Genomic DNA, 25,404 nt, shown 5'->3' with positions numbered 1-25,404 from the left:
GCGCCTCGCGACAGCGGGGCGCTTTACTTTTTGGCGAGGCGCGGCACGCAGCTTTGGGTCCGCACCACGCCGTTCTGGCTCAGCCTGGCGCCGATCACCTGCTTGATCTGCCCGGCCGGGCAGGAGCCATCATCGACCAGGACGCGCTGACCGACCCGGAGGTCGACGATGTCGGCCTCGCGCATGACGGTCTGTGCGGAGGCGGAATGAATTGTCGCGACAAGTGCTGCGGCGCTGACCAGCGCGACCAATCCAATGCGCGGAATCGCAGCCTCCTTCACTTGTTCTGGATCTTGACCCCGTCGGGGCCGACATTGATCTGCATGCCTTCGGGCTGCTTCCTCGCCTGATACAGATTGTAGCCGAGCATCCCCGCGATCACGACCAGCGCGCCGATCACGAGATACAGGACGTTGCGATTGGGCATCCGGTATCTCCGTAGGCGGACACTGACTGAACGCGGGCGACCTTAGTCAGGTGACTGCGATTCTCCTAGAGCGCTGCGGCTTGGCGGATGGCTTGACTGATATCTTGCGCGTTGCGCGCAGCGCAGTCAGCGTTGTCTGCGCCAATTGTTCCGCCGACGCGACGAGTTGCGCAACCGGATGACCGGAAAATCCCAGCACGAAGCCGGGCAGGGGCCGCGCGCGATGATAGGTCTCGGCGAGCAGCCAGCCGCCGACGCCGGCAGCCGCCTTGGCCTGCGCGGCAATCTGCGGATCGGTTAAGGGATCGAGCCGTGCCACGAGGTGCAGGCCTTGCGATGGCACGGGAACCGTGAGTTCGCCCTCGGATGCACGGGTGAGTGTCGACGCCAGCACGTCGCGCGCCTCGCGATAGAGTTTTCTCGATTTGCGCAAGTTCGCGGCGAAGGCGCCGGAGTTCAGCATGTCGGCGACCGCGCCTTCCATCAGGGTGCCGGGAAAGCGATCGAGCGCGGCGCGCGCCGCCGTCACCGGACCGATCAAGGCTTCGGGCAGCGCGCAGTAACCGATCCGCAATCCCGGAAACAGCGTCTTCGCGAACGTGCCCATGTAGATCACGCGGCGCAGATGATCGATGCCGGCGAGCGACAATAGCGGCGCGCCGTCATAGCGGAACTCGCTGTCGTAATCGTCTTCGAACACGAACGCGCCGGCGTCCCTGGCCCAGTCGAGCAGCTCGAGCCGGCGTGGCATCGACATCTGCACGCCGAGTGGAAACTGGTGCGACGGCGTGACATAGGCGGCGCGCGCCCGCGGTGCCGATGCGCGTCCCTTGTCGATGCGCATGCCCGAGCCATCGACCGGCACCGACATCGGGCGATAGCCGCAATGCTCGATCGCGCGCCGCGCCGCCGGATAGCCGGGATCCTCGCACCAGACCTGGTCGCCGGGCTTGAGGATCGCCCCTAACACAATGCGCAACGCATGCAGCGTGCCCGATGCCAGCATGATCTGATCGGGATCGCAGCGCAGCCCGCGCGCCGACAGCAAATGGTCTGAGATCGCGGCACGCAATTCACTGCTGCCGCGGGGATCACCGTAATGCAGATGCTCGGAGCCGAAGGCGCGCAGCCGTCGGCCGGCAAAGGCGCGGAAGCGCTGCAGCGCGCGCTCATCGATATGGGTGCAGCCGAGCGACAGCGCATTGTGCTGCGGCGGCTCGATCTCGATCTTCGCGCGTCGTGGCGCGGTGGCCTGGGCCGGAATGCGCGCCGCGACGAAGGTGCCGGAGCCCGTGGTCGCCACCGCAAAGCCGTCGGCGATCAGCCGCTCATAGGCGGTGGTGATGGCGTTGCGGCGGAAGCCGGTCTGTTTGGCCAGCGCGCGCGACGGCGGCAGCGGCTCGCCCGGCTTGACGAGCCCGCCGACGATCGTGTGGCACAGCGCCTGATAGAGCCGCTGCTGCGAGGCCGCGCCAGCGGTCACGTGCGGGCCGGTGAGGTCGAGCGGCAGCTCGGGCTTGGCCGGCGAGGGCTTGCGGGAATTGGTCGGAATTTTTCGCATGGAATTGGCACTATCGCAGACCAAATGGGCCGCTACAACTCTGGACAGATTCCAGATTTCGAAAGGCACTGCCGTGACCGAAGGCGCGTCCACTCCGTCCTACCCCATGTCGTCCCGCAACCGGGTCAAGCGCCGCCATGACCGCGGCTTCTACGACCACGCCACCGTGCACAAGATCCTGGACGCCTCGATGCTGTGCCACGTCTCCTACGTGATCGACGGCCAGCCCTATTGCACGCCGACCTTCTTCTGGCGCGAGGGCACCAAGCTCTACTGGCACGGCTCGAGCGCGAGCCGGATGCTGGAGAACCAGTCGGAAGGCCAGCGCGTGTGCCTGACGGTCGCCCATCTCGACAGCTTGGTGCTGGCGCGATGCGGCTTCAACCATTCGGCCGACTACCGCGCGGTGATGGCGTTCGGCTCTGCCTATCTCGTCACCGACCCGGAAGAGAAGGAGCGCGCAATCGTTGCGATGGTCGACCGCTTCTTTCCCGAGCGCACCGCGGGCCTGCGCGCCAGCAACAGGCAGGAGATCAAGGCGACCTCGTTCATCGCGATGGAGATCGAGGAGGCCTCGGCAAAGGTGCGCGCCAAGGGCGTCGCCGACGACGATGAGGATTACGAGTTGCCGATCTATGCCGAGCGGATTCCGGTGCGCACCGTGCTCGGTGCGCCCGAGCCGTGCCCGCGGCTGCTCGACGGCGTGACGCGGCCTGCGACACTCGATGGCTATTCGGAAGGCCGTCTGCTCGAAGATGCATTGCGGGATGCCTATTTTGCGCAATACCCGGAGGGATAAATCGGGTTACGGTGCGGCTCCCGCCTCTTCTGATGTCCCCCATGGAGCTGCCGAATGACTGCCGAGACGCAACAACGAATCCTTGCTGCCGTTGACGAGGGATTCGATGCGCAGCTTGCGACGACGCAGGCCTTTGTCGCGATCCCTTCGACCCGCGGCGCCGAGGGGCCGTGCCAGGACATGATCGGCGATCTCCTGCGCGAGCGCGGCTATGAGGTCGACGACTGGCACATCAATCTCGACGAGTTGAAGGATTTGCGCGGCTTCGGCCCGATCGAGCATGATTTCTCGAAGGCGCGCACGGTGGTCGGCACCTACCGCCCGGCCACCAATGCCGGCAAATCGCTGATCCTGCAGGGCCACTGTGACGTGGTGCCGACCGGTCCGCTCGAGATGTGGGAGACGCCGCCGTTCTCGCCGGTCATCAAGGACGGCAAGATGTACGGCCGCGGCGCCTGCGACATGAAGTCCGGCACCATCGCGGCGCTCTATGCGCTGGATGCGATCAGGAAGGCCGGCCTGAAGCCGACGGCGCGGATTCACTTCCAGTCCGTCATCGAGGAGGAGAGCACCGGCGTCGGCGCGCTCTCGACCTTGCAGCGCGGCTATCGCGCCGATGCCTGCTTCATCCCGGAGCCGACCAACGGCAAGATGATCCGCTCGCAGGTCGGCGTGATCTGGTTCCGCCTGAAGGTGCGCGGCTTCCCGGTGCATGTGTTCGAGGCCGGCGCCGGCTCGAACGCGATCATGGCGGCGTATCACCTTGTGCATGCGCTGGAGAAGCTCGAGATCGCATGGAACGAGCGCGCCAAGGCCGACCGCCATTTCAAGGACGTCAATCACCCGATCAATTTCAATCCGGGCATCATCAAGGGCGGTGACTGGGCCTCCAGCGTGCCGGCCTGGTGCGATGTCGATTGCCGCATCGCGGTGCTGCCGGGCTGGTCGATCGCCGAATGCCAGAAGGAGATCCTGGCCTGCGTGTCGGCGGCGGCGCGCGATCATCGTTTCCTCTCCAACAATCCGCCGCAGGTGGAATGGTCGGGCTTCCTGTCGGAAGGCTATGAGTTGGTGAACTCCGAGGCGCCGGAAGCGGCCTTCGCCAAGGCGCATCAGGCGGTCTATGGTGGCGCGGTGGAAGACCGCGCCTTCACCGCGCTGACCGACACGCGCTTCTACGGCCTGAACTACGACATCCCGAGCCTCTGCTTCGGCGCCAGTGGTGCGGCGATGCACGGCTTCAACGAATATGTCGAATTGGACTCGCTGCGGAAGTCGACCAAGGCCACCGCGCTGTTCATCGCTGAATGGTGCGGGGTGGAGCAGGCGTAGGCAGCCTCTCGCTCACTTCATTGCAGTCGTTCTTATTGCGCGATAGCGCAACAAATTCGATGTCGTCCCGGCGAAAGCCGGGACCCATACTCCGCGGCGGATGTTGTGATCGGGACTCGTCCTTGCAGAGCCGCACAACAAGCAAGAGCTGTGGTTATGGGTCCCGGCCTTCGCCGGGACGACGTTGGAAGGTTCAGCGCTCCGCCCACAACGCCTTCACGATCGCATCGAGCCCATCGGTCAGCGCGGCTGGGCCGGGCTGCAGGATGATCGGAGACTTGATCTCGACGATGCGGTTGTCGCGCACGGCGGGAATGTCGCTCCAGCCTTCACGATTGCGGATGCGGTCGGGCACGACCTTCTTGCCGCACCAGGAGGCCAGGATCACGTCGGGCATCGCGTCGCGCACGGCGTCGGGCGTGACGATGCGATCCTTGGCGGCCTTGTGCGTACGCAGATGCGGCAGCGCGTCCTCGCCGCCGGCGATCTCGATCAGTTCGGACACCCAGCCGATGCCGCTGATCAGCGGATCGTCCCATTCCTCGAAATAGACCTTCGGCCGCGGTGCCGGGCGCGGCGCAGCTGCGATCGCGGCCAGCCGTTGTTCGAGGCCTTGCGCGAGTTGCCCGGCGCGATCGGCGGCGCCGACCATCGCGCCCAAGGAGCGGATCATCGCGAGGATGCCGGCGACATTGCGCTGGTTGAAGACGTGGACGGCGACACCGGCGCGCACGAGATCGGCGACGATGTCGGCCTGCAGATCGGAGAAGGCGAGCACCAGATCGGGGTCGAGCGCCAAAATCTTGGGAATGTCGGCGGAGATGAACGCCGACACGCGCGGCTTCTCGCGGCGGACCTGGGGCGGTCGCACCGCGTAGCCGGAGACGCCGACAATGCGGTCCTGCTCGCCCAGCAGATAGAGCGTCTCGACCGTCTCTTCGGTCAGGCAGACGATCCGGCGGGGAGGGAAGTCACGCATCGCGGACGGTAGGCAGACTCGCCAGGGATTGTCACGGCGGTCATGACGTCATCCGTTCGATTACCTCGCACGTCATTGCCGGGCTTGACCCGGCAATCCATCATGCAGAGGAAGCTTCTCGCGAGAACGATGGATACGCGGGTCAAGCCCGCGTATGACGCCAGAAAAACCGGAGGAACCTGATGACGCCGCTCGAAAAGATCCAGTCGATGAAGATGCCGTTTGCGGAACTCAAGGGCGTCACCTTCACCGAGGCCGGCCCGGATCGCGTGGTCGCGAAAATGGTGGTGCGGCCGGACCTCTGTACCCTTCGCAACACCATCCACGGCGGCGCGGTGATGGCGTTCGCGGACTCGGTTGGTGCCGCCGCCACCGTGATCAACCTGCCTGAGGACGCCAAGGGCACCACGACGCTGGAGAGCAAGACCAACTTCATCGGCGGGGCGAAGGAAGGGACCACCGTGATCGCGACGGCGACCCCGGTTCACCGCGGCCGGCGGACCCAAGTCTGGCAGACCAGGCTGGAGACTGAGGACGGCAAGCTGGTCGCAGTGGTCACGCAAACGCAGCTGGTATTATGATGGGGCGATACTGTGATTTACCGATCACATCATTGTTTACTTAAATGAATCTCAGTACTTGAATTATATGCTGCGACGCACAATATATCGGTGCTAGGGACTCGACGCCTCCTCGAGGGCTACCAAGAGGAGTTATGAAATGAACTATGATTCCATTCGTCCGACGTCCGCCAAGGGCACCGTGCGGACGTTGAGCCAGCAGGAGGAGCTTCCCCTGCTGCGCGATCACCTGTTGCGACTGGATCGTACCAGCCGCCATGATCGTTTTCATGGCTTCATCGACGATAGTTTCATCCGCCGCTACGCCGAACGTTGCGCCAATGACGGCACCGTCATCATCGCCTACTTTGAGGATGGCGTGGTCCGCGGTGCGGCCGAGCTGCATCCGCCGGAGCAGTCACCAGATGCGCAGCCCGAGATCGCCTTCAGCGTGGAGCGGTCTGTGCGGCGCAAGGGCGTCGGTAGCACCCTGTTCCGCAAGTTGATCGCCGAGGCGCATGCCAAGGGCTACAGCAGCCTGCGCATCACCACCGGCGCGCAGAACGACGCGATGCGTGCGCTCGCCACCAAGTTCGGTGCGCAGCTGAGCTTCCGTCATGGTGAGTCCACCGGCAGCATCGACCTGACCGAGCAGAACCAGTCTGAACCGGCGCCGGCCGCTGCACCGGTTACGCCGGTCGAGGCCGCGCACGCGATCGTCGCCATGAACCGTGCCTATTGGCGAATGGTGATGCAGATGTCCGGCTGGGGCCGGGCAGCTTGAGCCGATAGCGTTTCCAAGCGAAGTGGACACCGGTTCGCGTGAAGGAAACGCGTCCAATAAGAGTCTCAGATCAAACGTAAAAAGGGCAATCCGCTCAGCGGATTGCCCTTTTTCCTTAACTCGCCGGATGTTGTGTTTCAGGTGCCGGTGCGCTTAGCGGGTGCGAGACGGCGGACCACGCGGCGCTCGACCACGACCGAGCGCTGCGCGCCCTGTTCGCCGGCGATCACGCGGGTTGCCGTGCCGGTGCGGGCGCTGACGCGCGCGGTCTTCTTCACCTCGGCCAGCACCTCTTCAAAGGGCAGCCCCATCAGGGACGACGCGATCTCGGCCTGGGCCTCCACCTCATCGGTGATGCCGATGGCGGCGAAGATTGCCTCCTCCAGCGTCGGCGGATCATGCCGCACGCGCCGGGTGCCATACTTGGTGTTCCAGTCTCCGCTCATCGCCGCCTCATCTTTGAATCGCGGGAGATACGTAAGGTCCCCAATGTTGCATTGCAATATGAATATGAGATGGCAATCCAGCCATGCAGCTAGAGTCTCTCAATCTTGTGAGCGTCATAAAGTTCGATGGTGGTCGCTGCGGCCGCAAGAGATTGCAGGGAGCGGACGAAATCGCGTGACGCCGGGACCGCAAAATGCGCCGCCAGCGCAGCGCGGTCGGCCCATTGCTCGAAAAACACCAGCCTGAGCGGATTTTCGCAGTCGACATGCACCGCGTGCGAGATGCAGCCGGGCTCGGTGCGCGAGCGATGGACATGTTCGAGGCTCAATCGCCGCACCTCCTCGAAGGAGTCGGGGCGGGCGGTGACGCTGCCGGTGACGACGATCATGGTCTCCCCCTGTTGTTACGGGGCGGCTTCCGCCCCTGATGCATTGATCGGTTGCTGCGGCCAGCGCTTCAGCGCGGTGCGGCCGGCATCGGTCAGCACATAGATGCCGCGCTCGGCGCGATCGAACCAGCCATAAACATTATGCAGCAGGATCTTGCCGGCGTCGGGAATCTCGGCGCGGAGGTCGCGCACCCGCCGGGGACCATCCGACAGCGCACAGGCGCAGGCCAGCGCCTGCTGCCGGTAGGCGGTCATGATCGGCGCGCGCGTCGATCCGCCCATGGCAGGATCGCCCTTGCGCTTCCGGTGCTCGGCGATCAGGCGCGAGCGCTTCTTCGGGTTGCGGCGTGGTGCCGCAGTTGGCGGCGGCACCAGCACCTCGACGTCGCCGCGGTCGGTGACGCCGAGCATGCCGAAGCCGAGCCGCCGGCACAGGTTGCGATAGCGCGCGTCGCTCTCGCGTCCCTTGCCGCGGGCCGAAACCTTGGCCGCGATCCACACCTCGTCGGCGGCGCCGGCGCGATCGACCGCCTGCAGGATCAGTTCGAGATTGAAGGCGAGCTTCAGTTCACCGATCACGACGACAGGCGGATCGCCGCTGCTCAGCGCCACGAGGTCGCAGCCGCCGATCTCGCCCTTCACCGTGAAGCCGAGCTTTTCGAGGAAGCGTTTGACGGGCAGATAAAGCGCAGTTTCCAACAGGCAGGCTCCTGCGGCATCCCGCCGCGACTCAGGTGCCAGCATAGCGCGGAATTGCAGCCATTGAGCCCGATGGAATTTGCCCAAAGCGCGGCCAGGCGGCTATTATTGGGCCGGACAGGGCGCGACCATTTTCATGATCCGGAACGGCCTCTATCACATCACCGTCGAATTTCTCGATGGCGTCTCTGGCGGCAACCAGGGCGTCATGGTGCTGCGCGACGGCCAGATGCGCGGCGGCGACTCGTTCTTCTTTGCCCATGGCAGCTACACCGCGGCCGATGGCAAGTGGAAGGGCGAGGTCACCAACGAGGAGCATTCGCCGACCTATGGCGAGCGCCCGGTGTGGGAACGCAAGGTGGTCACGATCGGTTTTACCGGCACCTACACCGACGAGACCGCCGAAGGCGACGGTATGGCGCTTGCCGGCAAGCAGAGCATCCGCTTCAGGTCGAAGCTGCGGCTCCTGGTTGCTGATGGTTGCTGACTAAGGCGCCAATCCCGGGCTCTGCAAGGTCGCGGTCGGGGACATCGGCCGCCCCGCGGCGTCCGGGTCGCGCGCGATTGACCCGCGGCTTTCTTGCTAGCCTTGTCCGCCTGGTTGCCACCGATTGAAATTTTGCTGCTTGTTGCGCGGATGGCACAGGGTCCCCAGCCCAGATCGATTAAGTTCCAACCCGGACTTGGAAGGTTAAGCATCACTGGGGCAAAGCGTGATGTCGGACACCGTCAGCCTGTCTGGTACACCAAGTGTCGCCGACGCCGCGGCTGCTGCCGCGCGGTTCGGCGTGAAGATCATGACGCGCGGCGAACTCGCCGGTTGCCGCGCCTGGGCTGACACCTTCGCTGCCCTGCGCAAGGATCATCGCTACTACGAAATTCTGGAGGATACGCTCGGCGACGGCGTCGAATACCGCTACGTCGCGATCGTCGACCGGGCCGGCTGCATCCAGGCCGTCCAGCCATTCTTTGTTCTCGACCAGGACATTCTCGAAGGACTTGGCGCGGAATGGCAGGTTTGGCTGGCGCGCATCCGGCGCTTCGTTCCCCGATTTCTCAAGATGCGCACCTTGATGGTTGGATGTTTCGCCGGAGAGGGACACCTCGGCGCATCAGACACGGTGCCACCAAGCGAGATGGCGGAGATTCTTTGCCGCGAGATCGTCAATCTCGCGAGGTCGTGCCGGGCGCAGCTCATCGTCCTGAAGGAATTCCCTGCGCGCTATCGGCCGGTGCTGGATTGCTTCGTCCGGCACGGCTTTGCCCGCGCGCCGAGCATGCCGATGACGGTGCTCAATATCGAGCACGAGGATTTCGACGCCTACATGAAAAATGCGCTGCCGCGATCGGCGCGGTGGCAGCTTCGCAAGAAATTCAAGGCGACCGACGGCGTACCCCTTGTCCTCACCGTCACCGACGATGCCGGGGATGCCGTCGACGACATCCATCCGCTCTATCTGCAGGTCTTCGACCGTTCGAAATTCCGTTTCGAGAAGCTGACAGCCGAGTATTTGGGCCGGGTCGGCAGTGACATGAAGGACAAGGCCCGTTTCTTCATCTGGCGGCGGGGCGGGAAGGTGATTGCCTTCAGCCTCTGCATGGTCGAAGGCGACAGTCTGTTCTGGGAGTATGTCGGACTGGACTATGCTGTCGCCCTTGACCTCCATCTTTACTACTACACCATTCGCGACATGATGAACTGGGCGATCGCCAACGGTTACAGGTGGTTTCGCAGCACAGGTCTCAGCTACGAGCCGAAATTCCGGATGCGGCATGAGCTCGATCCGCTCGACCTCTATGCGCGTTTTCGCTCTCCGCTTCCGAATGCGATCTTCAGGTTGCTGTTGCCCTGGATCGTACCGGCCCGCTACGACGAGACCCTCCGAAAGTTCGCGAACTATCGCGATCTCTGGTAGCGGGGCCGATCGGCAGCGACAGGCTCAAACTCGCCCGTTCACCGGCAGCAGCGCGCCTGTGACGGCGCTGGCGGCATCGCTGGCGAGGAACAGGATCACCTCGGCGAGCTCCTTCGGCGTCACCCATTTCGAAATATCGGCCTTCGGCATCGCGGCGCGATTGGCGGCGGTGTCGATGATCGAGGGCAGCACGGCGTTGACCGTGACCTTGCCCTTGAGTTCGGCGGCGAGCGACTCGGTGAGGCGGTGCACGCCGGCCTTCGAGGCAGCGTAGGGGCCCATGCCGGAGGCGGCCTGCAAGGCGCCGAGTGCGCCGATATTGATGATGCGTCCGGCGCCGGATTTGATGAGATGCGGAATCGCCGCGTGCGACGTGTTGAACGCGGTCATCACGTTCATCGCGAACATGCGCTGCCAGGTCGCGGGATCGCCGTCGCTCACCGCCTCGAAGGTAAAGCCGCCCGCGATGTTGATCAGTCCGTCGAGCCGGCCGAAATGCGCCGCCGCCTTGTCGATCGCAGCCGTCGCCTGCGCGGTGTCGGTGAGGTCGACATTGCCGAGCTCGATACGATCGGCCGTCGCGGCCAGCTGCGAAGCCGCATGATCGATGCCGGCAACGCGCGCGCCGCGCGCCAGGGCTTCTTCGGCGACCACCTTGCCGAGCGCGCCAAGCGCGCCGGTGATGACGATTGCTTTTCCGTTCATGGCGGTCTCCGTATCAGCAGCAGGTTGCTGCCCCACTATGATCAGGCGGATTTCATTTGCAATGCCGCCAATTTCGTCTCCTACTGCGCGCATTCATCAATTCATTCAGCTCAAGGATGTTTGCGATGCCAACACCGAGGACCTGCGAAACCCATCTCGAACTCGTCAAGTTCAGCTACGGATTGCCGCATCTTGCGCAGGCGCTCAAGCGCGACCGGAAGGTCAAGATCATTGCCCTCGGATCATCGTCGACCGCGGGAGCCGATAAAATTCTCCCATTTCCACCACGGCTGGAGATCTTATGGCGAAGCCAGAAGCAATCCTTCGGCCGGATGATCGACATCGTCAACCGAGGGATCGGCGGGCAGGAGGCGCCGGAAGAGTTCTCGCGCATCGAGTCCGATGTCATCGCTGAAGCACCGGTGATGGTGATTTGGCAGGTCGGCACCAACGCCGTGTACAGGAACTACAACTTCGATCAGGTGCAGGCGACATTCGAGGCGGGACTCGATGTGCTCGCCGGGCTGCCGCTGGACGTCGTGGTGATGGATTCGCAATACACCCAGGCAATCATCGGCACACCGGACGTGCTCAAGCTCGCCAACCAGTTCATGCCAATGATCGCCGACGTCGCAGCAAGCAGGAAAGTCAACCTGTTCCGCCGCTTTGCACTGATGAAGCAATGGGTCGATGCCGGAATTCCGCTCACCGAACTCGACGATGGTGCACAGGAGCATCTCCATACGAGCGAGTGGGCGACCGATTGTGTCACTCAAGCGTTGCTCGGTGCGATCAACGATGCGGCGGCACGGAGCGCGAGCATGTCGTCCTGACTACGTAAGACTACGGAGGTGGGCCGGTTGGATAAAATTTGCGGCAGTTCCGTAAGTCGTTTTCAGAACCCTTTCCCTTAGAAGCGGAACTCCAGCCAAGGTAGGGGTTATGCGAATGGGAAATCTTCCGGATCACGGTTTACCGCTTGTTCAGCTTAAGGAGCAGCGGCGCGATCTCGTGGTGGCGCTGCAGAACCGCAAGGGACCAGTGGGCAGCTGGGAGTTGATGCAGATCGCGGCGATCCAGCAGGCGATCTCGGCGTTCGAGGATGTGATCGCCGATCTCGACGCGGAGCTCGAGCTCGAGGCCGCGGCGGCCTGAGGTCTTTTTCAGTCTGCTGCGTTTTCTTCACGCGAACCGGTGTCCATCCCGCATCACGTGCGGGACAGGCTTCGTTCGAAAACGCTCTCGCGTAAATTGATCAGGCCTGCAGATAGCGGCCTTCAAGCGCCTTGCGCTCGGCCTGGCCGAGCCCGAGGCCTTCGCGGAAATAGCCGTCGAGGCTGCCATAGTCGGCATCGATCGCCTCGAACGCCGCCTCCAGAAACGCCGCGCGCACGGTGCCGAGCACCTGCTTGACGTCATCGGGCAGCTCGGTGCTGTGGGCCGGGTCGCGCTTGTAGAACTGGTTGGTCAGGAGATAGTCGTCCGCGATCACCTGATCGGACACGCCGAGCGCGTGCAGGATCAGCGCGCAGGCAAAGCCGGTGCGGTCCTTGCCGGCGGTGCAGTGGATCACCAGCGGAGCGCGATCCTCAAGCAGATGGGCGAACAGCGCGCGGTAGCGCGGCGTGTTGTCCTGCACATAGCCGCGGTAGGAATCCCGCATCACGTCGATCGCGTCGGATTCCAGAAGTTGACGGTTGCTGGCGATCGCCCGCAGCGAAGCAACCACCGTCGGCTCGACCGGAAGCGAATGCACGGTCACGTCGCTCATGCCGCACAGCGCCTCGGCGCGCTCGGCGACACCGCGAAAGTCGAATGCGCTCTTGACCCCAAGCGAGCGCACCACGGCGACGTCCCGCTCGGTGAGATGGGCAAGATGGTTGGAGCGGAAGATCTGTCGCCAACGCACCGTCCGGCCGTCACGTGTCTGGTAGCCGCCAAGGTCGCGAAAATTGCTGGCGCCGGCGAGGTTGAGGTGACGGGCAGGGGCTTCTGACATCGGGGGGCCTGTTGCAGCTGATGAGGTCTTGGCGCAAGAATTCCTGGCGCAAGAATCCCTGGCGCAGGAATGTCGGCGCAGGCAGGTCTATAACCGGCCTCTCGGGGGGAGAATATGACTTATCGCGGAGGCGCCATTCTCGTCGGCGTAATTCTTTTCGGGATTTTTGGTGCCTCGGCAGCGCCGGCGCAGTCCGCCTTCCGGAATTATCGCTGTGCCGACGGGACGCAGTTCATTGCCGCGTTCTTCAACGGGGACACTCGCGCGCATCTGCAACTCGACGGCAAGGCGGTGACATTGACGAAGCGTCTGTCGCTGACGGGCACGCGCTACAAGGGCAGTGGTGTCACGCTCGAGATCACCCGGGCCGGATTGACCAGGCTCCGGCATGCGAAGCGGCCGGTAACGGCCTGCGAACTGGCATGAAAAAAGGGCCGAAACGCTTCGTTCCGACCCTCTCTTACTGCGCTGTTGCCGTCTGACGTTTTTTGCGTCTCGCCTCTCTGCCTGATCGACATCAGTGATCGCGGCTCGGCTTGGCGTCGTCGATGGCCGCCTGATGGTACCAGCTCTCGCTACAGGCCGAGGTCTCGACTTCTGCGGCGAGCTCACGCCCTGTCCGCACCTCGCCGTAGCGGCGTCCGCCGAGAGCCGCGCGGCCTCCAGCCGGGAATTGATAGATCGTTGCCGATCCCTGATTTTGGCCCGTCGTGATCATGTCAAAGTCTCCTATGGCCGGAGCGAGCCTCCATGGTGCGCCCGACTCATTCGCGTGTCGTTACCGTCATTTTGATATCGGCCCGGGGCCGACAGGGTGCAAGTTGACCAAAAAATAGTCATGTCTTGTCTAATTCGTGTGCAAATCCAGGTTTGCTTCCTGAGAGGCAGGATGCAGCTGACCAACGCTTGAGCCGAGTCGATGGTTGCTGGGCGCCCGCTGGCTGGACACGAACTGTCACACGGCGCTGCCGCCGTATTAATCGGCGGCCGATGCCGTAGCTGAATTTGCTGCAGAAACGAGCGGCGGAGGGCGCTGAGAGAAGATTTTGGCTGACCGTGACGCATGCCAGCTGCGCTGCTTTGTCGCAGCTAAAAATGCGATGTCCGCTGTGGACGTCCGCGGGTTGGGCGGGTGCGCAGTGCAGCGACTGGCATTTTAATTGCTTAGTAAGAGCTGGCCGATGGTGGCCGGGTACGCGTGCGGCGGCCGACTGGCTTTCGGTTCCTCACGGTTTTGCATCATCAACAGAGAGGTTCAATGACCAAGTACAAGCTCGAGTATATCTGGCTCGACGGATATACGCCGACGCCGAGCCTGCGCGGTAAGACGCAGATCAAGGAATTCGCGTCGTTCCCGACCCTCGAACAGCTTCCGCTGTGGGGCTTTGACGGTTCGTCCACCCAGCAGGCTGAAGGCCACAGCTCTGACTGCGTGCTGAAGCCGGTCGCCTGCTATCCCGACGCCGCGCGCGAGAACGGCGTGCTGGTGATGTGCGAAGTCATGATGCCCGACGGCAAGACGCCGCATGTCTCGAACAAGCGCGCCACCGTTCTGGATGACGATGGCGCCTGGTTCGGCTTCGAGCAGGAGTACTTCTTCTACAAGGACGGCCGTCCGCTCGGCTTCCCGGAAGAGGGTTATCCGGCGCCCCAGGGCCCGTACTACACCGGCGTCGGCTACAAGAACGTCGGCAGCGTCGCCCGCAAGATCGTCGAAGAGCACCTCAATCTCTGCCTCGCCGCCGGCATCAACCACGAAGGCATCAACGCCGAAGTGGCCAAGGGTCAGTGGGAATTCCAGATCTTCGGCAAGGGCTCCAAGACTGCCGCCGATCAGATGTGGATGGCCCGCTACCTGATGCTGCGTCTCACAGAGAGCTACGGCATCGACATCGAATTCCACTGCAAGCCGCTCGGCGACACCGACTGGAACGGCTCGGGTATGCACGCCAACTTCTCGACCAAGTACATGCGCGAAGTCGGCGGCAAGGAATACTTCGAGAGCCTGATGAAGGCCTTCGACAAGAACCTCATGGACCACATCGCCGTCTACGGCCCGGACAACGACAAGCGTCTGACCGGCAAGCACGAGACCGCGCCGTGGAACAAGTTCAGCTATGGCGTGGCTGACCGTGGTGCGTCGATCCGCGTGCCGCACTCCTTCGTCAACAACGGCTACAAGGGCTATCTGGAAGACCGCCGCCCGAACTCGCAAGGCGACCCCTACCAGATCGCTTCGCAGATCCTGAAGACGATCTCCGAGGTTCCGACCGGCGCCAAGGCTGCGGCTTAAATGGCTGCAGCTTAAATGGCTGCGGCTTAACGGCCGCCGCCTGAGCAGCTATCGGACCCGGATGGAGCCATCCGGTACCGCAATAGGGTCCGCCAGGGCGACTGCCTTGGCGGACCTTTGCTTTTTAACGACAGTCTTTGCGGACGGCCTGCCGCCGAAAGCGGTTTCGCTGCGTTATGAACCGCGCTAGACAACGGTTGTATCTTGGCTGCCGGGGACACGGCGCTTGTTTGAAGGGTTTTACAAGGTCCGGTTCGAGCTGGGCGGCGCCGTCGGCCGCAGCGTGATGTATGTCGGCGACGGCAAGATGCTCGGCGGCAACTCTGCCTTCGCCCATATCGGCACCTACGAGAAGGCCGGCGACGAGATTGCGATCGAGATCCAGACCGTCCGCCACAACCCCGATCCGAACTACCGCGCGATGGCGGGTACCGACGACGCGACGCTGCTCGCCAGGGGCGCGCCGGACGGCGAGTTATACCGCTTCAAGGGCGAGCTCAAGGAATTGCCCGGCGTGCCGTTCCAGTCGGTGATGACGCCGATCACCGGGGATGAAGTCCCGATCGCAGGCGGGGTCGGCGAGGGCGGCATCATCAACGGGCTCTATTCGATCCACATCCAGCTGCTCGACGGTGTCGACGGCGGCCTCACCGGCGTGATGCTGCTGAATAATGGCCGCATCCTCGGCGGCGATGCGTCCTTCTACTATCTCGGTACCTACACGTCAGAGAAAGGCCGCTGGAAGGGGCAGATCCTGAATCAGGAGCACACCTCGGCGATGGGTGAGAACCCTGTCTTCGGCGGCCATGAGGTCGGCATCGGCTTTGCCGGTACCTGCGACGCGGAGGGCGCCGTGCTCGAAGCGACGGCGCTTGCCGGCAAGCGCAGCCTCCGCCTCAAGGCGGCGCTCAAGCTGATGCGGCGGGCGTAAACGGGATGGACAATTCGGTTCGCGTGCTCTCGACGCTGGCGCTGAAGGGCGCGGTCGCGCGCCTTGCCGCGGCCTACCAGGCGGCGAGCGGTGTGCGGATCGACGCCGATTTCGCGCCGACACTGGCGCTGCTCGAACGCCTGCGCGGCGGCGAGGCCGCCGACCTCGTGATCCTGACCCGCGAGGGCCTCGACCAGATGACGGGCGAGGGCCGCATCGCGCGGGAAAGCGTTGTCGATCTCGCGCGCTCCTATGTCGGCGTCGCCGTGAAGGCGGGCGCTGCGCACCCCGATATCGCGAGCGAAACCGCATTGCGTGCGGCGCTGGTCGGTGCGCGGGCGGTGGCCTATACGCGGCTCGGTGCCAGCGGCATCCTGTTCGCGCAACTGATCGCGCGTCTCGGCATTGCCGAGGCGATCAATGCCTGTGCGGTGATCATTCCGGTGGGCTTCACCGCGGAAAGGCTCGTCACAGGCGAAGCCGACCTTGCGATCCAGCAGATCAGCGAGTTGAAGCAGATCGATGGCATCGAAGTGGTCGGGCCAATTCCCTTAGGCTTGCAGACGCCGGCGGTGTTTTCCGCGGGCCGCATGGTCGCCTCAGAGCGCGCAGCCGCCGCCGACCATCTGCTGCGTTACCTGGCGTCGGCCGATGTCGCGCCGGTGCTGCGCGCGACCGGGCTCGAGCCTTGAATTTGCCCGCACCGCGACGCAACCTGCCGGTCATGCTCAGACCTCTCCATACTATTGTTCTCGCGGTGGCGCTGGCCGCACCTCTGCTTGCCCACGCGCAATCGGCCGACCTCGTGCTGTGCGACCGGCTCGCCGCCGATCCCACCGATCCCGACAAGCCGGCTGACGTGAAGGGCGTCCCCGACATTGCGTCGGCGGATATCGCGACCGCGATCAAATATTGCGCGGTGGCGGCAAAATCGTCGCGCCGCGCGATGTACGAGCTCGGCCGCGCCTATGCCGCCAACCGGCAGGCCGCGGAAGCAATGTCGGCCTGGCGCAAGGCGGCCGACAAGGGCTCGACGTCGGCGATGGTCGAGCTCGGCGTGCTTTACGGCAACGGAACCGGCGTTGCCAAGGACGAGGCGCAGGCGCGCAAATTATTCGAACGTGCGGCGCAAGCCGGCAACGCGCGCGGCGTCAGCAATCTCGCCGCCCTCGGCGGCAGCGTCGCGTCCGACCCGGCACGTGCGCGCGAATTGCTCGCCAAGCCTGCCGAGACCAATGCGGAGGCGCAGTACCAGCTCGGCATGATGCTGGCTGAAGGCAAGGGCGGCGCGCAGGACGATGCCGGCGCGCGGGCGTTGTTCGAGAAGGCGGCTGCGCAGAACCATCCGGGCGCGCTGGAGCGGATGGGCGCGTTCGCGCAGGCCGGCCGCGGCGGACCGAAGGATAGCGATGCGGCCAAGGCCTATTACGAGCGGGCGGCCGCGCTCGGCGATGAGGATGCCAAGAAGGCGCTGGAGCGCGCGCGCTGTCCGTACGTGATCAAGGACAAGCGCGGCAATGCCGTGACCAACCTCTGCTTCTAGTCAGACAGGAACGCTCGCGGGTGATTGCTCAGCTTGCTCAGTGTCATCACCCGCGCATGCGGGTGATCCAGTATTCCAGAGACCGCAGTGCTTGGGCCGAGAGGCTGCGGCGTGCTGGATGCGTACGCGGGGCATCGCACCGGAGAGAGATGTGAGTCCGCGGCTCCTCCAATACGTCGTCCCTGCCTAGTGCGCAATTGCGCACGGGAGCAGGGACCCATACGCTGCGGCGTACCTTGTTGAAGGGGCTCGTCGTTCCAGCATCGCCCCAAAATTGGCATTTGTGGTTATGGGTCCCTGCTTTCGCACTATGGCATGCACAGATCTGGTGTGGCGGATTGACTCGGGGCGGGCTGGGGGGATTCCAGAATCGCCCATTGATGTGATTCCTATTACGGCACTTCGGTTTGGACGGAGTGTCAGCATGTTGTTGCGGATTGACTGGACGTTGGGCAGATTCGGGGATCGTCGTCTCGACAAAGGGGGGCGGCGTTCGTCGGACGCATGGTCGCGGGCAAGGACGTCTGCCTGCGGCGACTTTGCAAGGGTGACCGCGCGCTGGAGGTGCGGTTCAACCGCTTCCTCGGCAACACCAAGGTAACAGCGGAGCGGATCATCGAAAGCTGGAGCGAAAGCACGGTTGCAGCGGTCGTGGGCCGCCATGTGTTGGCGATCCAGGACACCAGCGAGATCCACTTCAACACCACGCCGCAACGCCGGCGCGGGCTCGGAGAGATCGCCAAGGGCAACAGCTACGGCGTGCTGCTGCATCCGATGCTGGCGGTGGATGCGGACGCCGGCACCTGCCTCGGCCTTTTGAGCGGCGAGGTGTGGACGCGCGAGGGCCGCCGCACCGTCTCGCACGACCTGCGCGAGCTGTCGGACAAGGAATCGCAGCGCTGGATGTCTACTGTGATCGCCGCCAAGCCACTGCTCGCCGGCGCTGCGATGGTGACCGTGATCGGTGACCGCGAGAGCGACATCTTTGCCCTGTATGCCAGCGCGGCCGAGCAGCAATGCCACGTGATCGCCCGCAGCATGCATGATCGCAAACTGGCCGACGCGAGCGGCCTGTATGCGGTCAGCGATGCCATGGCTGCGGTGGATCAGCGCGCCATCCAGTTGCCTGCCCGCGCGTCGCGACCTGCGCGTCAGGTTCAGCTCGAGCTGCGCTTTGGCGCCATCGAGCTTGCCCGACCCCAGACCAAGTTCCTGCGCCATTTGCCCCAAAACCTGCCGCTGGCCGTCGTCGACGTGCGCGAGGTCGGCGCCTCCAGCGTCGAGCCGCTGCATTGGCGGCTCCTCACCTCTCACCCGATTGCCAAGGCTGAAGACGCCTGGCGGATCGTTGAGTGGTACAAGCAGCGCTGGCTCATCGAGCAGTTCTTCCGCGTCCTCAAAACCCAAGGTTTCAGGCTCGAAGACAGCCAGATCGCCTCCGCCGACCGGCTCCTCAAGCTGGTCGCCATCGCCGCCAAGGCCGCCGTCATCACCATCCAGCTCCTGCAAGCGCGCAACGGCAGTCGGCAGCCGCTCCACATCGTCTTCAATCCTGGCGAGGTCGCTGCCCTCGTCGCCCTCAATCAGCAGCTCGAAACCAGCAGCAAACGGCTCAAGAATCCGCATCCGCCAGACTGCCTCGCATGGGCCGCATGGATCATCGGCCGCCTCGGCGGATGGGATGGCTATCCTTCGTCCAAGCCGCCAGGCCCGATCACGTTCAAGAACGGCCTCGAATACTTCCACGCTGTCGCCACCGGATGGAGCCTCAGAGATCTGTGCATGCCCTAGGTGGTGTGGACACTAGCGCATCCATAGAACAATGGCTGCGAGGGTGATGACGGCGCGATAATTTCGGGCGGTCTTTTCGAAGCGGGTTGCGACGCGTCGGAACTGCTTGAGCTTTGAGAAGCAGCATTCGACGAGATGACGCTGGGCGTAGAGGTGCTTGTCGAGCGGATATTTGAGCGCGCGTGACGGGTTGTTGGGAATGACGGCGATCGCGCCTTTGGCAACAATGGCTTGGCGCAGATGATCGGCGTCATAGGCGGTGTCGGCCATGACGACCTCGGCGGATAAGCCTTCGATCAATGCGGCGGCTTGCGGTGCATCGCCCTTCTGACCTGCGGTAAGCGTGAACCGCACCGGACATCCCAAGCCTCGAACGGCCATATGTATCTTGGTGCTCAGGCCCCCGCGCGAGCGACCGATCGCTTGATCTTCAGACCCCCCTTTTTGGCGCCGGCGGCGTGCTGATGCGCCCGAACAATGGTGGAATCGACGATCAGATATTCGAAGTCCGGATCATCGGACATCGCCTCGAAGATCCGCCACCAAACACCCTTGATGCTCCATCGGCTGAAGCGCCGGAACACGCTGTTCCAATCGCCAAAGACCTCCGGGAGATCGCGCCAGGGAGACCCCGTACGCACGATCCACAGCACACCTTCCACGAACATCCGGTTGTCGCGCCCGGTGGAGCCCTTCTGATCGGGGCGCCCTATGATCAGCGGCGCCATCCGCTCCCACGCCGCGTCGCTCAATACCAAACGGTCCATCACTCCCAAGGCGGCCTCCCAAAAGCAGCCTTGAATCTGATTTGCTCCTAAAAGGGAATCCTTAGAGTCCACACCACCTAGTGCTTTCGCAGGGACGACGATGAGGACGGTTCGCAGTTCAAGGCGTCTGCGGTTGGGCTGGTTCAACCAGGATCACATACTTTGATCCCGCACACTCATGGCGCGGGGCAGGCCGCGCCGGTCTTCACCCAGGCTTCGACCAAGGCGCCGGCCTCTGCTTGCGTGCCTGGCGCCGGCGAGCGGCCGAAGCCGGGATGCCAGGCCCAGCCCACCAGCGTGTCCTTGCCGATATGCTCGATCAGATCCTCGACCTTGCGGCCGCCATTGCGCGCGGGGTCGCGGATCTGCTCGCAGATCTCGCCAATTGTCTTGCCGGCCCAAGCCATCTCGCGCGGCGCGAGGTGCCATTCGGGGTGACCCGGCACGCGACCGGGATCGAAATTGGCGTGCTGGTGGCAGATCGAGCAGCGCATGGCGCTGGTGCCATGGCCATCGGCGCCGCGTGCGACCGGTGGCTGGTGCATGCGGCTGATGTCGCCCTGCCGCGGGCTGTCGCCGGCGGGATGGCAATTGGTGCAGCGCGGATGGGTCAGCACCTTGCCGAGCTCGGTGAAGATCGCCGCGGAGCGCTGCTCGACATTCTCAATGCCGGCAAAGCTCTCCGGCGAGGCGAGGGCGTGGCTCGCGCTCTCCGACGCCGCATAGCCGGCGCACAGGCTGGTCGCAAGCGCCGTCAGCACTGCAATGATCCGAAACCGCGTTTCCGATGTCATTGCGCGCACGCTCATTTGTTGGCGGTCAGATAGCGTTTGGAATCGGCGAGGATCACGTCGCGCACCGCCTGATGATATTTGATGTAGCCGGTGCAGCGGCACAGATGGCCGTCGAGCGCATCGGCGATGATCGTCTCGAGCTGGTCCCGCGCGACCGGCGTTTTCGCCAGCCGTTCGAGCAGCACCTGGCCCTCGTTGAGGAAGCCGGCCGTGCAATAGCCGCACTGGAACGCGAAGTGGTCGATGAAGGCGCGCTGCAACGCGGAGAGCTCGCCGTCCTTGGCGTGGCCCTCGACGGTGCGGATCGCCATGCCGTCGAAATTGGCCGCCGGCACCACGCAGGTCGGGCTGGTGTAGCTCGTACCGTCGGGGTTATCGATGATGACAGCGCAGCTCAGGCATTGCGCGGCGCCGCAGCCGAACTTGGTGCCGGTCATGCCGAGCATTTCCCGAAGGAAATCGTTCATCGAGAGGTCGTCGCGGACCTCGATCGGGCCGTGCTTCTGGCCGTTGATGGTGAGATTGAGCCTCGTCACGCAAGCGCTCCCTTGAGCAGGCTCGATGTCACCGGCAATGAGCGGAAGCGGTGGCCGGTGGCATCGTTGATGGCGTTGAGCAGCGCCGGCACGATCGGGATCATCACCACCTCGGCCATGCCCTTGGGCGGTTCGTCCGGCGTCAGCGGCGGCAGCATCTCGATCTCGAGATCGTGCAGCGGCAGGTCGGAGCCGCGCGCGATCAGGTATTGGCCGAGATTCCACTGTCCGTTGCCGGGCCCGCCCTCGAACGGCGGCAGCGTTTCGAGCAGCGCGTAGCCGACGCCCATGGCAAAACCGCCATGCGACTGGCCGAGCACCACTTCAGGCGCCAGCGCCTTTCCGCATTCGAACACGCTGTAGGCCTTGGCGATGCGCAGGATGCCGGTGGCGCGCTCGATCTCGACACGCACCAGCGCGCCGCACATCGAGGTGTAGGCGGTGCCGATCCGGTTGTTGTCGGTCGGCGGAAACTTGACGCTGACGCGGTCGATCCGCTCGAACCGGCCGCGGCCGCGCCGGATCGCGAGTGCGTCGATGTCGGCGCGGTACTGCTCGCCGGATAGCGGGAAGCGCGCGCGTGACCAGGCCCAGCGCGAGAAGCTGTGCGCCACCGCGCCGGTGACGAAGCCACGCGCATGCGCGGTCGCGGCAAGCTTCGGCAGCGGCAGCGGCGCGAGATCATCGAGCACGAGCTGGCCATCGCTCCAGCGCGCTCTGTCCCACTGCCGGGCGCGCGGATCGGCCTTGCCGATGTGCCAGAGCTCGAGCGCCGCCGGCCACAGGCCGAAGCGGAAGATGACGCGGGCGGCCTCGGCCGAGGAGTGCGTGCCGACATGGGCGCCGATCGACGCACTCGTCGCCGAGCTGATCACGGGCACCCAGCGCGGGTTCTTCTCGGCAAGATCCTGGGCCTTCTGATCCATCGTGTAGGGATTACCGGACGTCACGAGCCCGAGCGCCTCGTAGCTGTCGACCCGGGAGACGGCGACCTCATCGGCGACGGCGCCGAGATGGCCGGCGACGCGGTTGGCAAGCGCGGTGCCGATGCCGTTGCCCATCTCGACGTGGTCGCAGAAGATCGCGATCCGTCCCTCGGGATCGATCTCGACCCGGCCGAGCGAGCAATCCGCGCCCGCGCCGTAATCCTTGGTGACGCAGGCCAAGCCGGTGCCGACCAGCCGTCCTTCCGGTGCTTTCTGCTTGAAGTCGGCGCGCTGCCGCCAGATCGGGTGCGTCTCGAGCTTGTCGAGGATTTCGGGCGTGCGCACCGACACGATGTAGGGGTTGCCGGTCATGGTCCGGCCGTTCTGCTTCAGCGCGTTGTTGCGGCGGAACGCGATCGGATCGACCTTGAGCTCGCTCGCCGCTTCGTCGATCAAGACTTCCAGCGCGGTCATGGTCTGCAGCGTGCCGTAGCCGCGCATCGAACCGGCGGTGACGCCGCGCGAATGCAGCGCCACGGTGGTGACGTCGACCTTCGGGACGTCGTAGATGCCGATCGCCGCGGCGGCGGCCACGGTCGCGACATTGGCGGAGAAGTTGGCGAGCCCGCCGCCGTCGAGCACATGGTCGGCCGCGAACGCGGTGATCTTGCCGCTCTTGCGATCGATGCCGATCCGCGAGCGCATCTTGATCGGGTGGCGTTTGATGCCGCCCTGGAATTGCTGGTAGCGATCGTGCGCCAGCCGCACCGGCCGTCCCGGGAAGAACATCGCCGCCAGCGCCACGTAAAGCACGAACGGGGTGTGGTCGCGGCCGCCGAAGCCGCCGCCGACATGGGCAAACTGCGCGTTGATGTGCGAGGGGCGGAAGGGCGGACGGGCCTTGCCGAGCAGATGCGCGATCGACTCGGTTGCCTCATAGGGCGACTGCACGCCGAGCACCAGCTCGAGATTGCCGCTGTTGTCGCTGTACCAGGCGAGCCCGCTCTCGGGTTCGAGGAACATCGGATCGACCGATTGGGTCTCGAACTCGCGGTCGAGCACGAGCTGCGACGGATCGTCCTTGGCGAGCAGGGAGCGGATCTCCTCGCCACGGATTGCGGCCCTGGCGTAGTCGGCCTTGGTCTCCTTGGCGAGCGGCAGCCAGACCGGCAGCGCTGCATTCTGGATGCGGCTCGGCGAGACCCAGCCGGCCTGGATCGGCGAATAGAGGTCGGGCGCATCAGGCGTGGCGCCGGCGACACGGGTGAAGCGATAGGCGCCGTAGTTCGGCAGGCTCACCGGACCGGTCTCGTCGCCGAACTTGACGAAGCCGACATCGCGCAGCGCGATGCGCGCCCGGTCGAAGGCATCGAATTGCTCGAAGATCAACAGCGCGACCGGCTGTCCGAGATAGATCGGCGTCGTGCCGACCGGGCAGAACAGATCGCCGGTGTAGAACTCCGGCACCCGCGTGCCGATCCGGTCGAGATCGGCCGCAGTCACCACGACCGAGGGCTTCGCCGGACCGTCGAGGCGGGCGAGGTCCATGCCGGCATAGACATGCGTGGCGTCGTTGGCGCGGACCAGGATGGCGTGCGAGGTGGTCGCTGGCCAGCCCGGCATGTCGGCGGCGCGAAAGTCGGAGGCGTAGAGCTTTGCGCCGGTGACCTTGGCCAGTCCGTCGACCCGGCCGGCGCCGTTGGCCGCCGGATTGAAGTGGCCGCGCCCGGGAAGCGTCTCGCGGGTTGCGAAGGCCGGTTCCTTCGCAAGCGCCAGATGCGACAGGCTGACCGAGATGCCGCCTGCCGACAACCACTTCACGAAATCGCGTCGCGAGGGCCGCATGGTCTGATCTCTCATCAACGCTTCGGCGGCACGTCGCGCCGCGGTTTATGAATCGGCAAAATACACGCTGCAGTGTTGCGGCAAAGCGAGCGCAATCGCAATGCCGCAATAGGTCGTAGCCTTCTCGCTTGTAGATCTGGCCTCACTTGAGGTCTGCGATGGTGGCCGGTCCCGGACCCGGGGTGATCAGGGTCGGCCATTGCTTGGAACCGAACGGCACCAGCGGCGGCAGGAAGGTCGTCATGCCGCGCTTCTTGGTCTCGGCGATGATCGCCTCGCGCGCATCGCCCCCCATCAGTTCAAAGTCCATCAAATGATAGCTGCCGAAGAACAGCGCGCCGACCGAGCGGTCGGCGATGATCCGGGTCAGCGACTCCAGCATGTCCGACGGCGTCGTGGTGAAGGAAATCGTCTCGATCAGCATCAGGCGGCTGTTGATGGCGTCGGGCCCGAAGAACTGCGCCAGCACGCTGAAGATCACGTTGTTCTGCCGCGCCACATAGATCGTGTTGCTCGCGCCATAGGTCTTGTCCCAGTCAGCGCCGAGCTGGGTCTTCCAGTCGGCCATGACGGTCATCCAGTGCGCGACCTGGGTCTGCGCGGCCCAGGCGACGTTCTTGGCGAGCAGCGGCGCCTGCTTCTTGCCGAACGCCTCGAGCGTCGCGAAGGGGATCGCGCCCGCGGTGAGGCATTCATCCATGAAGGCGATGTTGTTCTTGAGGATGGCGCGATTGTTGTCGCGCCAGTCCGCCTGCATTGGCGTGGCATCGAGCCCGTCGAGTGCCGATTGCATCCGGCTGCGATAGGCCTGCATCGAGCCGCGCCACGCCTTGTCGTCGGGATTGTTGACATAGGGGCCGACCACCTCGGCCAGCGCCATTGTGCTGTGGCCGACCGACTTGAGCAGCTGATAGACGACCGGCACCTGCGGCGCCTCGGTCGGCGGCTTGCCCGGCCGGTACAGGATCAGGCGGCCGCCGGCGCCGGAGAACAGGCCGAGGATCACCGGATGCTTGTCGAGGATGTTCTTCTGGAAGATCCGCGCCGCATCGCCATAGAGCTCGAACATGCCGGTGTTGAGTGCGAGCACGTCCTTGGTCGCGACATCGGCCGGCGTGGAGGTGGTCTTGCCCGAGATCGGCGCCATGTAGTCGGGCAGCGACTGGGCCAGCGCCGCGCTACCGCTACCGAGCAGCAATGCTAGTGCAGCGACCAAACGGAAACGATGGGTCATGTTGTGCTCCTCGCAACCTCCGACTCACGCCGAAGCCGGGGATGCGGCCTCTCGACGCTGGCGGGATGCGCAACTCTTTTGACGCGAATGAACAGGGAGGGTCGGTCCCGCATGACGCAACACGACGAGGGCGGGTGCTTACAGCTAA

General features: G+C 64.4%; 29 protein-coding genes. 14 read left to right on the top strand and 15 right to left on the bottom strand.

Going from position 1 to position 25,404, the window contains the following annotated elements; genetic code table 11:
* Positions 1 to 23: 23 nt before the first annotated feature.
* The 3 genes from ACE10Z_RS26485 to ACE10Z_RS26475 are packed head-to-tail and all read right to left on the bottom strand — an operon-like array spanning position 24 to position 1,988.
* Positions 24 to 281: a DUF6719 family protein gene (locus tag ACE10Z_RS26485; RefSeq protein ID WP_375783389.1), complete on the bottom strand. Its 258-nt coding sequence runs from the start codon at positions 279 to 281 to the stop codon at positions 24 to 26.
* Positions 278 to 427, bottom strand: coding sequence for a hypothetical protein (locus ACE10Z_RS26480; protein ID WP_375783388.1), 150 nt, complete (start codon positions 425 to 427; stop codon positions 278 to 280). The genes ACE10Z_RS26485 and ACE10Z_RS26480 overlap by 4 nt, the downstream gene beginning before the upstream one ends.
* A gap of 46 nt (positions 428 to 473) precedes the next feature.
* A complete protein-coding gene (locus ACE10Z_RS26475) occupies positions 474 to 1,988 on the bottom strand; it encodes a PLP-dependent aminotransferase family protein (RefSeq protein ID WP_375783387.1) in 1,515 nt (504 codons plus the stop codon).
* Positions 1,989 to 2,094: 106 nt separating this feature from the next.
* On the opposite strand from ACE10Z_RS26475, the gene ACE10Z_RS26470 reads away from it, so the two are divergent.
* On the top strand, positions 2,095 to 2,787 hold the full coding sequence (locus tag ACE10Z_RS26470) for a pyridoxamine 5'-phosphate oxidase family protein (RefSeq protein ID WP_375789925.1): 693 nt from the start codon (positions 2,095 to 2,097) through the stop codon (positions 2,785 to 2,787).
* 54 nt (positions 2,788 to 2,841) lie between these two features.
* Entirely contained in the window at positions 2,842 to 4,119 is a 1,278-nt protein-coding gene (locus ACE10Z_RS26465; protein WP_375783386.1) for an ArgE/DapE family deacylase, read from the top strand.
* 193 nt (positions 4,120 to 4,312) lie between these two features.
* Here the strand turns inward: ACE10Z_RS26465 and ACE10Z_RS26460 are convergent, their stop codons facing one another.
* Positions 4,313 to 5,098: a cobalamin-binding protein gene (locus tag ACE10Z_RS26460; RefSeq protein ID WP_375783385.1), complete on the bottom strand. Its 786-nt coding sequence runs from the start codon at positions 5,096 to 5,098 to the stop codon at positions 4,313 to 4,315.
* 182 nt (positions 5,099 to 5,280) lie between these two features.
* On the opposite strand from ACE10Z_RS26460, the gene ACE10Z_RS26455 reads away from it, so the two are divergent.
* Both ACE10Z_RS26455 and ACE10Z_RS26450 read left to right on the top strand, forming a co-directional pair.
* Positions 5,281 to 5,679, top strand: a complete 399-nt coding sequence (locus ACE10Z_RS26455) for a PaaI family thioesterase (RefSeq protein ID WP_375783384.1) — start codon at positions 5,281 to 5,283, stop codon at positions 5,677 to 5,679.
* A 139-nt stretch (positions 5,680 to 5,818) separates the two neighbouring features.
* The gene (locus tag ACE10Z_RS26450) at positions 5,819 to 6,442 is read left to right on the top strand and encodes a GNAT family N-acetyltransferase (RefSeq protein WP_375783383.1); all 624 of its coding nucleotides are present in this window, start codon (positions 5,819 to 5,821) and stop codon (positions 6,440 to 6,442) included.
* A gap of 137 nt (positions 6,443 to 6,579) precedes the next feature.
* Here ACE10Z_RS26450 and ACE10Z_RS26445 read toward each other — a convergent pair whose 3' ends face one another.
* The 3 genes from ACE10Z_RS26445 to ACE10Z_RS26435 all read right to left on the bottom strand — a co-directional run bounded on the left by ACE10Z_RS26445 (position 6,580) and on the right by ACE10Z_RS26435 (position 7,976).
* On the bottom strand, positions 6,580 to 6,888 hold the full coding sequence (locus ACE10Z_RS26445) for a hypothetical protein (protein ID WP_375783382.1): 309 nt from the start codon (positions 6,886 to 6,888) through the stop codon (positions 6,580 to 6,582).
* Between the two features lie 89 nt (positions 6,889 to 6,977).
* Positions 6,978 to 7,277 (bottom strand): putative quinol monooxygenase, encoded by a 300-nt coding sequence (locus ACE10Z_RS26440; RefSeq protein WP_375783381.1) that lies wholly within the window; start codon positions 7,275 to 7,277, stop codon positions 6,978 to 6,980.
* A 15-nt stretch (positions 7,278 to 7,292) separates the two neighbouring features.
* The gene (locus ACE10Z_RS26435) at positions 7,293 to 7,976 is read right to left on the bottom strand and encodes a DUF2161 domain-containing phosphodiesterase (RefSeq protein ID WP_375783380.1); all 684 of its coding nucleotides are present in this window, start codon (positions 7,974 to 7,976) and stop codon (positions 7,293 to 7,295) included.
* Positions 7,977 to 8,112: 136 nt separating this feature from the next.
* On the opposite strand from ACE10Z_RS26435, the gene ACE10Z_RS26430 reads away from it, so the two are divergent.
* Together ACE10Z_RS26430 and ACE10Z_RS26425 are read left to right on the top strand one after the other, a co-directional pair.
* Positions 8,113 to 8,463 carry a hypothetical protein gene (locus ACE10Z_RS26430; RefSeq protein WP_375783379.1) on the top strand — a complete coding sequence of 117 codons (351 nt, stop codon included), beginning with the start codon at positions 8,113 to 8,115 and terminating at the stop codon, positions 8,461 to 8,463.
* 229 nt (positions 8,464 to 8,692) lie between these two features.
* Positions 8,693 to 9,892 carry a GNAT family N-acetyltransferase gene (locus ACE10Z_RS26425; protein ID WP_375783378.1) on the top strand — a complete coding sequence of 400 codons (1,200 nt, stop codon included), beginning with the start codon at positions 8,693 to 8,695 and terminating at the stop codon, positions 9,890 to 9,892.
* Positions 9,893 to 9,916: 24 nt separating this feature from the next.
* Here ACE10Z_RS26425 and fabG read toward each other — a convergent pair whose 3' ends face one another.
* Entirely contained in the window at positions 9,917 to 10,597 is a 681-nt protein-coding gene (gene fabG / locus ACE10Z_RS26420; RefSeq protein WP_375783377.1) for a 3-oxoacyl-ACP reductase FabG, read from the bottom strand.
* A gap of 182 nt (positions 10,598 to 10,779) precedes the next feature.
* On the opposite strand from fabG, the gene ACE10Z_RS26415 reads away from it, so the two are divergent.
* Together ACE10Z_RS26415 and ACE10Z_RS26410 are read left to right on the top strand one after the other, a co-directional pair.
* Positions 10,780 to 11,430, top strand: a complete 651-nt coding sequence (locus tag ACE10Z_RS26415; protein ID WP_375783376.1) for an SGNH/GDSL hydrolase family protein — start codon at positions 10,780 to 10,782, stop codon at positions 11,428 to 11,430.
* A 115-nt stretch (positions 11,431 to 11,545) separates the two neighbouring features.
* Positions 11,546 to 11,752: a hypothetical protein gene (locus ACE10Z_RS26410; RefSeq protein WP_035634033.1), complete on the top strand. Its 207-nt coding sequence runs from the start codon at positions 11,546 to 11,548 to the stop codon at positions 11,750 to 11,752.
* A gap of 100 nt (positions 11,753 to 11,852) precedes the next feature.
* On the opposite strand, the gene ACE10Z_RS26405 is transcribed toward ACE10Z_RS26410, so the two are convergent.
* A complete protein-coding gene (locus ACE10Z_RS26405) occupies positions 11,853 to 12,596 on the bottom strand; it encodes a tyrosine-protein phosphatase (RefSeq protein WP_375783375.1) in 744 nt (247 codons plus the stop codon).
* A 114-nt stretch (positions 12,597 to 12,710) separates the two neighbouring features.
* On the opposite strand from ACE10Z_RS26405, the gene ACE10Z_RS26400 reads away from it, so the two are divergent.
* Positions 12,711 to 13,022 (top strand): MliC family protein, encoded by a 312-nt coding sequence (locus ACE10Z_RS26400; protein WP_375783374.1) that lies wholly within the window; start codon positions 12,711 to 12,713, stop codon positions 13,020 to 13,022.
* Between the two features lie 91 nt (positions 13,023 to 13,113).
* Here the strand turns inward: ACE10Z_RS26400 and ACE10Z_RS26395 are convergent, their stop codons facing one another.
* Positions 13,114 to 13,314: a DUF2735 domain-containing protein gene (locus tag ACE10Z_RS26395; RefSeq protein WP_375783373.1), complete on the bottom strand. Its 201-nt coding sequence runs from the start codon at positions 13,312 to 13,314 to the stop codon at positions 13,114 to 13,116.
* 540 nt (positions 13,315 to 13,854) lie between these two features.
* Here ACE10Z_RS26395 and ACE10Z_RS26390 point away from each other — a divergent pair.
* The 5 genes from ACE10Z_RS26390 to ACE10Z_RS26370 all read left to right on the top strand — a co-directional run bounded on the left by ACE10Z_RS26390 (position 13,855) and on the right by ACE10Z_RS26370 (position 19,154).
* Positions 13,855 to 14,889, top strand: a complete 1,035-nt coding sequence (locus ACE10Z_RS26390) for a glutamine synthetase beta-grasp domain-containing protein (RefSeq protein WP_375783372.1) — start codon at positions 13,855 to 13,857, stop codon at positions 14,887 to 14,889.
* 226 nt (positions 14,890 to 15,115) lie between these two features.
* Positions 15,116 to 15,820 (top strand): GrlR family regulatory protein, encoded by a 705-nt coding sequence (locus ACE10Z_RS26385; protein ID WP_375783371.1) that lies wholly within the window; start codon positions 15,116 to 15,118, stop codon positions 15,818 to 15,820.
* Positions 15,821 to 15,825: 5 nt separating this feature from the next.
* Positions 15,826 to 16,512 (top strand): substrate-binding domain-containing protein, encoded by a 687-nt coding sequence (locus ACE10Z_RS26380; protein ID WP_375783370.1) that lies wholly within the window; start codon positions 15,826 to 15,828, stop codon positions 16,510 to 16,512.
* A gap of 32 nt (positions 16,513 to 16,544) precedes the next feature.
* Entirely contained in the window at positions 16,545 to 17,363 is an 819-nt protein-coding gene (locus ACE10Z_RS26375; RefSeq protein WP_375783369.1) for a tetratricopeptide repeat protein, read from the top strand.
* A 504-nt stretch (positions 17,364 to 17,867) separates the two neighbouring features.
* Positions 17,868 to 19,154, top strand: a complete 1,287-nt coding sequence (locus ACE10Z_RS26370) for an IS4 family transposase (RefSeq protein ID WP_375783368.1) — start codon at positions 17,868 to 17,870, stop codon at positions 19,152 to 19,154.
* Positions 19,155 to 19,166: 12 nt separating this feature from the next.
* On the opposite strand, the gene ACE10Z_RS26365 is transcribed toward ACE10Z_RS26370, so the two are convergent.
* From ACE10Z_RS26365 to ACE10Z_RS26345, 5 genes are all read right to left on the bottom strand, one after another.
* A protein-coding gene (locus ACE10Z_RS26365) for an IS5 family transposase (protein WP_375789853.1) occupies positions 19,167 to 19,930 on the bottom strand; the annotation gives its coding sequence in 2 pieces (ribosomal slippage) (positions 19,167 to 19,592 and positions 19,595 to 19,930; 762 coding nt in all).
* A 167-nt stretch (positions 19,931 to 20,097) separates the two neighbouring features.
* Entirely contained in the window at positions 20,098 to 20,715 is a 618-nt protein-coding gene (locus ACE10Z_RS26360; protein ID WP_375783367.1) for an Isoquinoline 1-oxidoreductase subunit, read from the bottom strand.
* A gap of 11 nt (positions 20,716 to 20,726) precedes the next feature.
* The gene (locus ACE10Z_RS26355) at positions 20,727 to 21,251 is read right to left on the bottom strand and encodes a (2Fe-2S)-binding protein (RefSeq protein WP_375783366.1); all 525 of its coding nucleotides are present in this window, start codon (positions 21,249 to 21,251) and stop codon (positions 20,727 to 20,729) included.
* Entirely contained in the window at positions 21,248 to 24,022 is a 2,775-nt protein-coding gene (locus tag ACE10Z_RS26350; protein WP_375789924.1) for a xanthine dehydrogenase family protein molybdopterin-binding subunit, read from the bottom strand. The genes ACE10Z_RS26355 and ACE10Z_RS26350 overlap by 4 nt, the downstream gene beginning before the upstream one ends.
* A gap of 142 nt (positions 24,023 to 24,164) precedes the next feature.
* Entirely contained in the window at positions 24,165 to 25,256 is a 1,092-nt protein-coding gene (locus tag ACE10Z_RS26345) for a hypothetical protein (RefSeq protein ID WP_375783365.1), read from the bottom strand.
* Positions 25,257 to 25,404 lie beyond the last annotated feature (148 nt).

The sequence above is a fragment of the Bradyrhizobium sp. Pha-3 genome (assembly GCF_042258615.1).
Lineage (GTDB): Bacteria > Pseudomonadota > Alphaproteobacteria > Rhizobiales > Xanthobacteraceae > Bradyrhizobium.
This window is presented reverse-complemented; position numbering and strand designations above follow the sequence as displayed.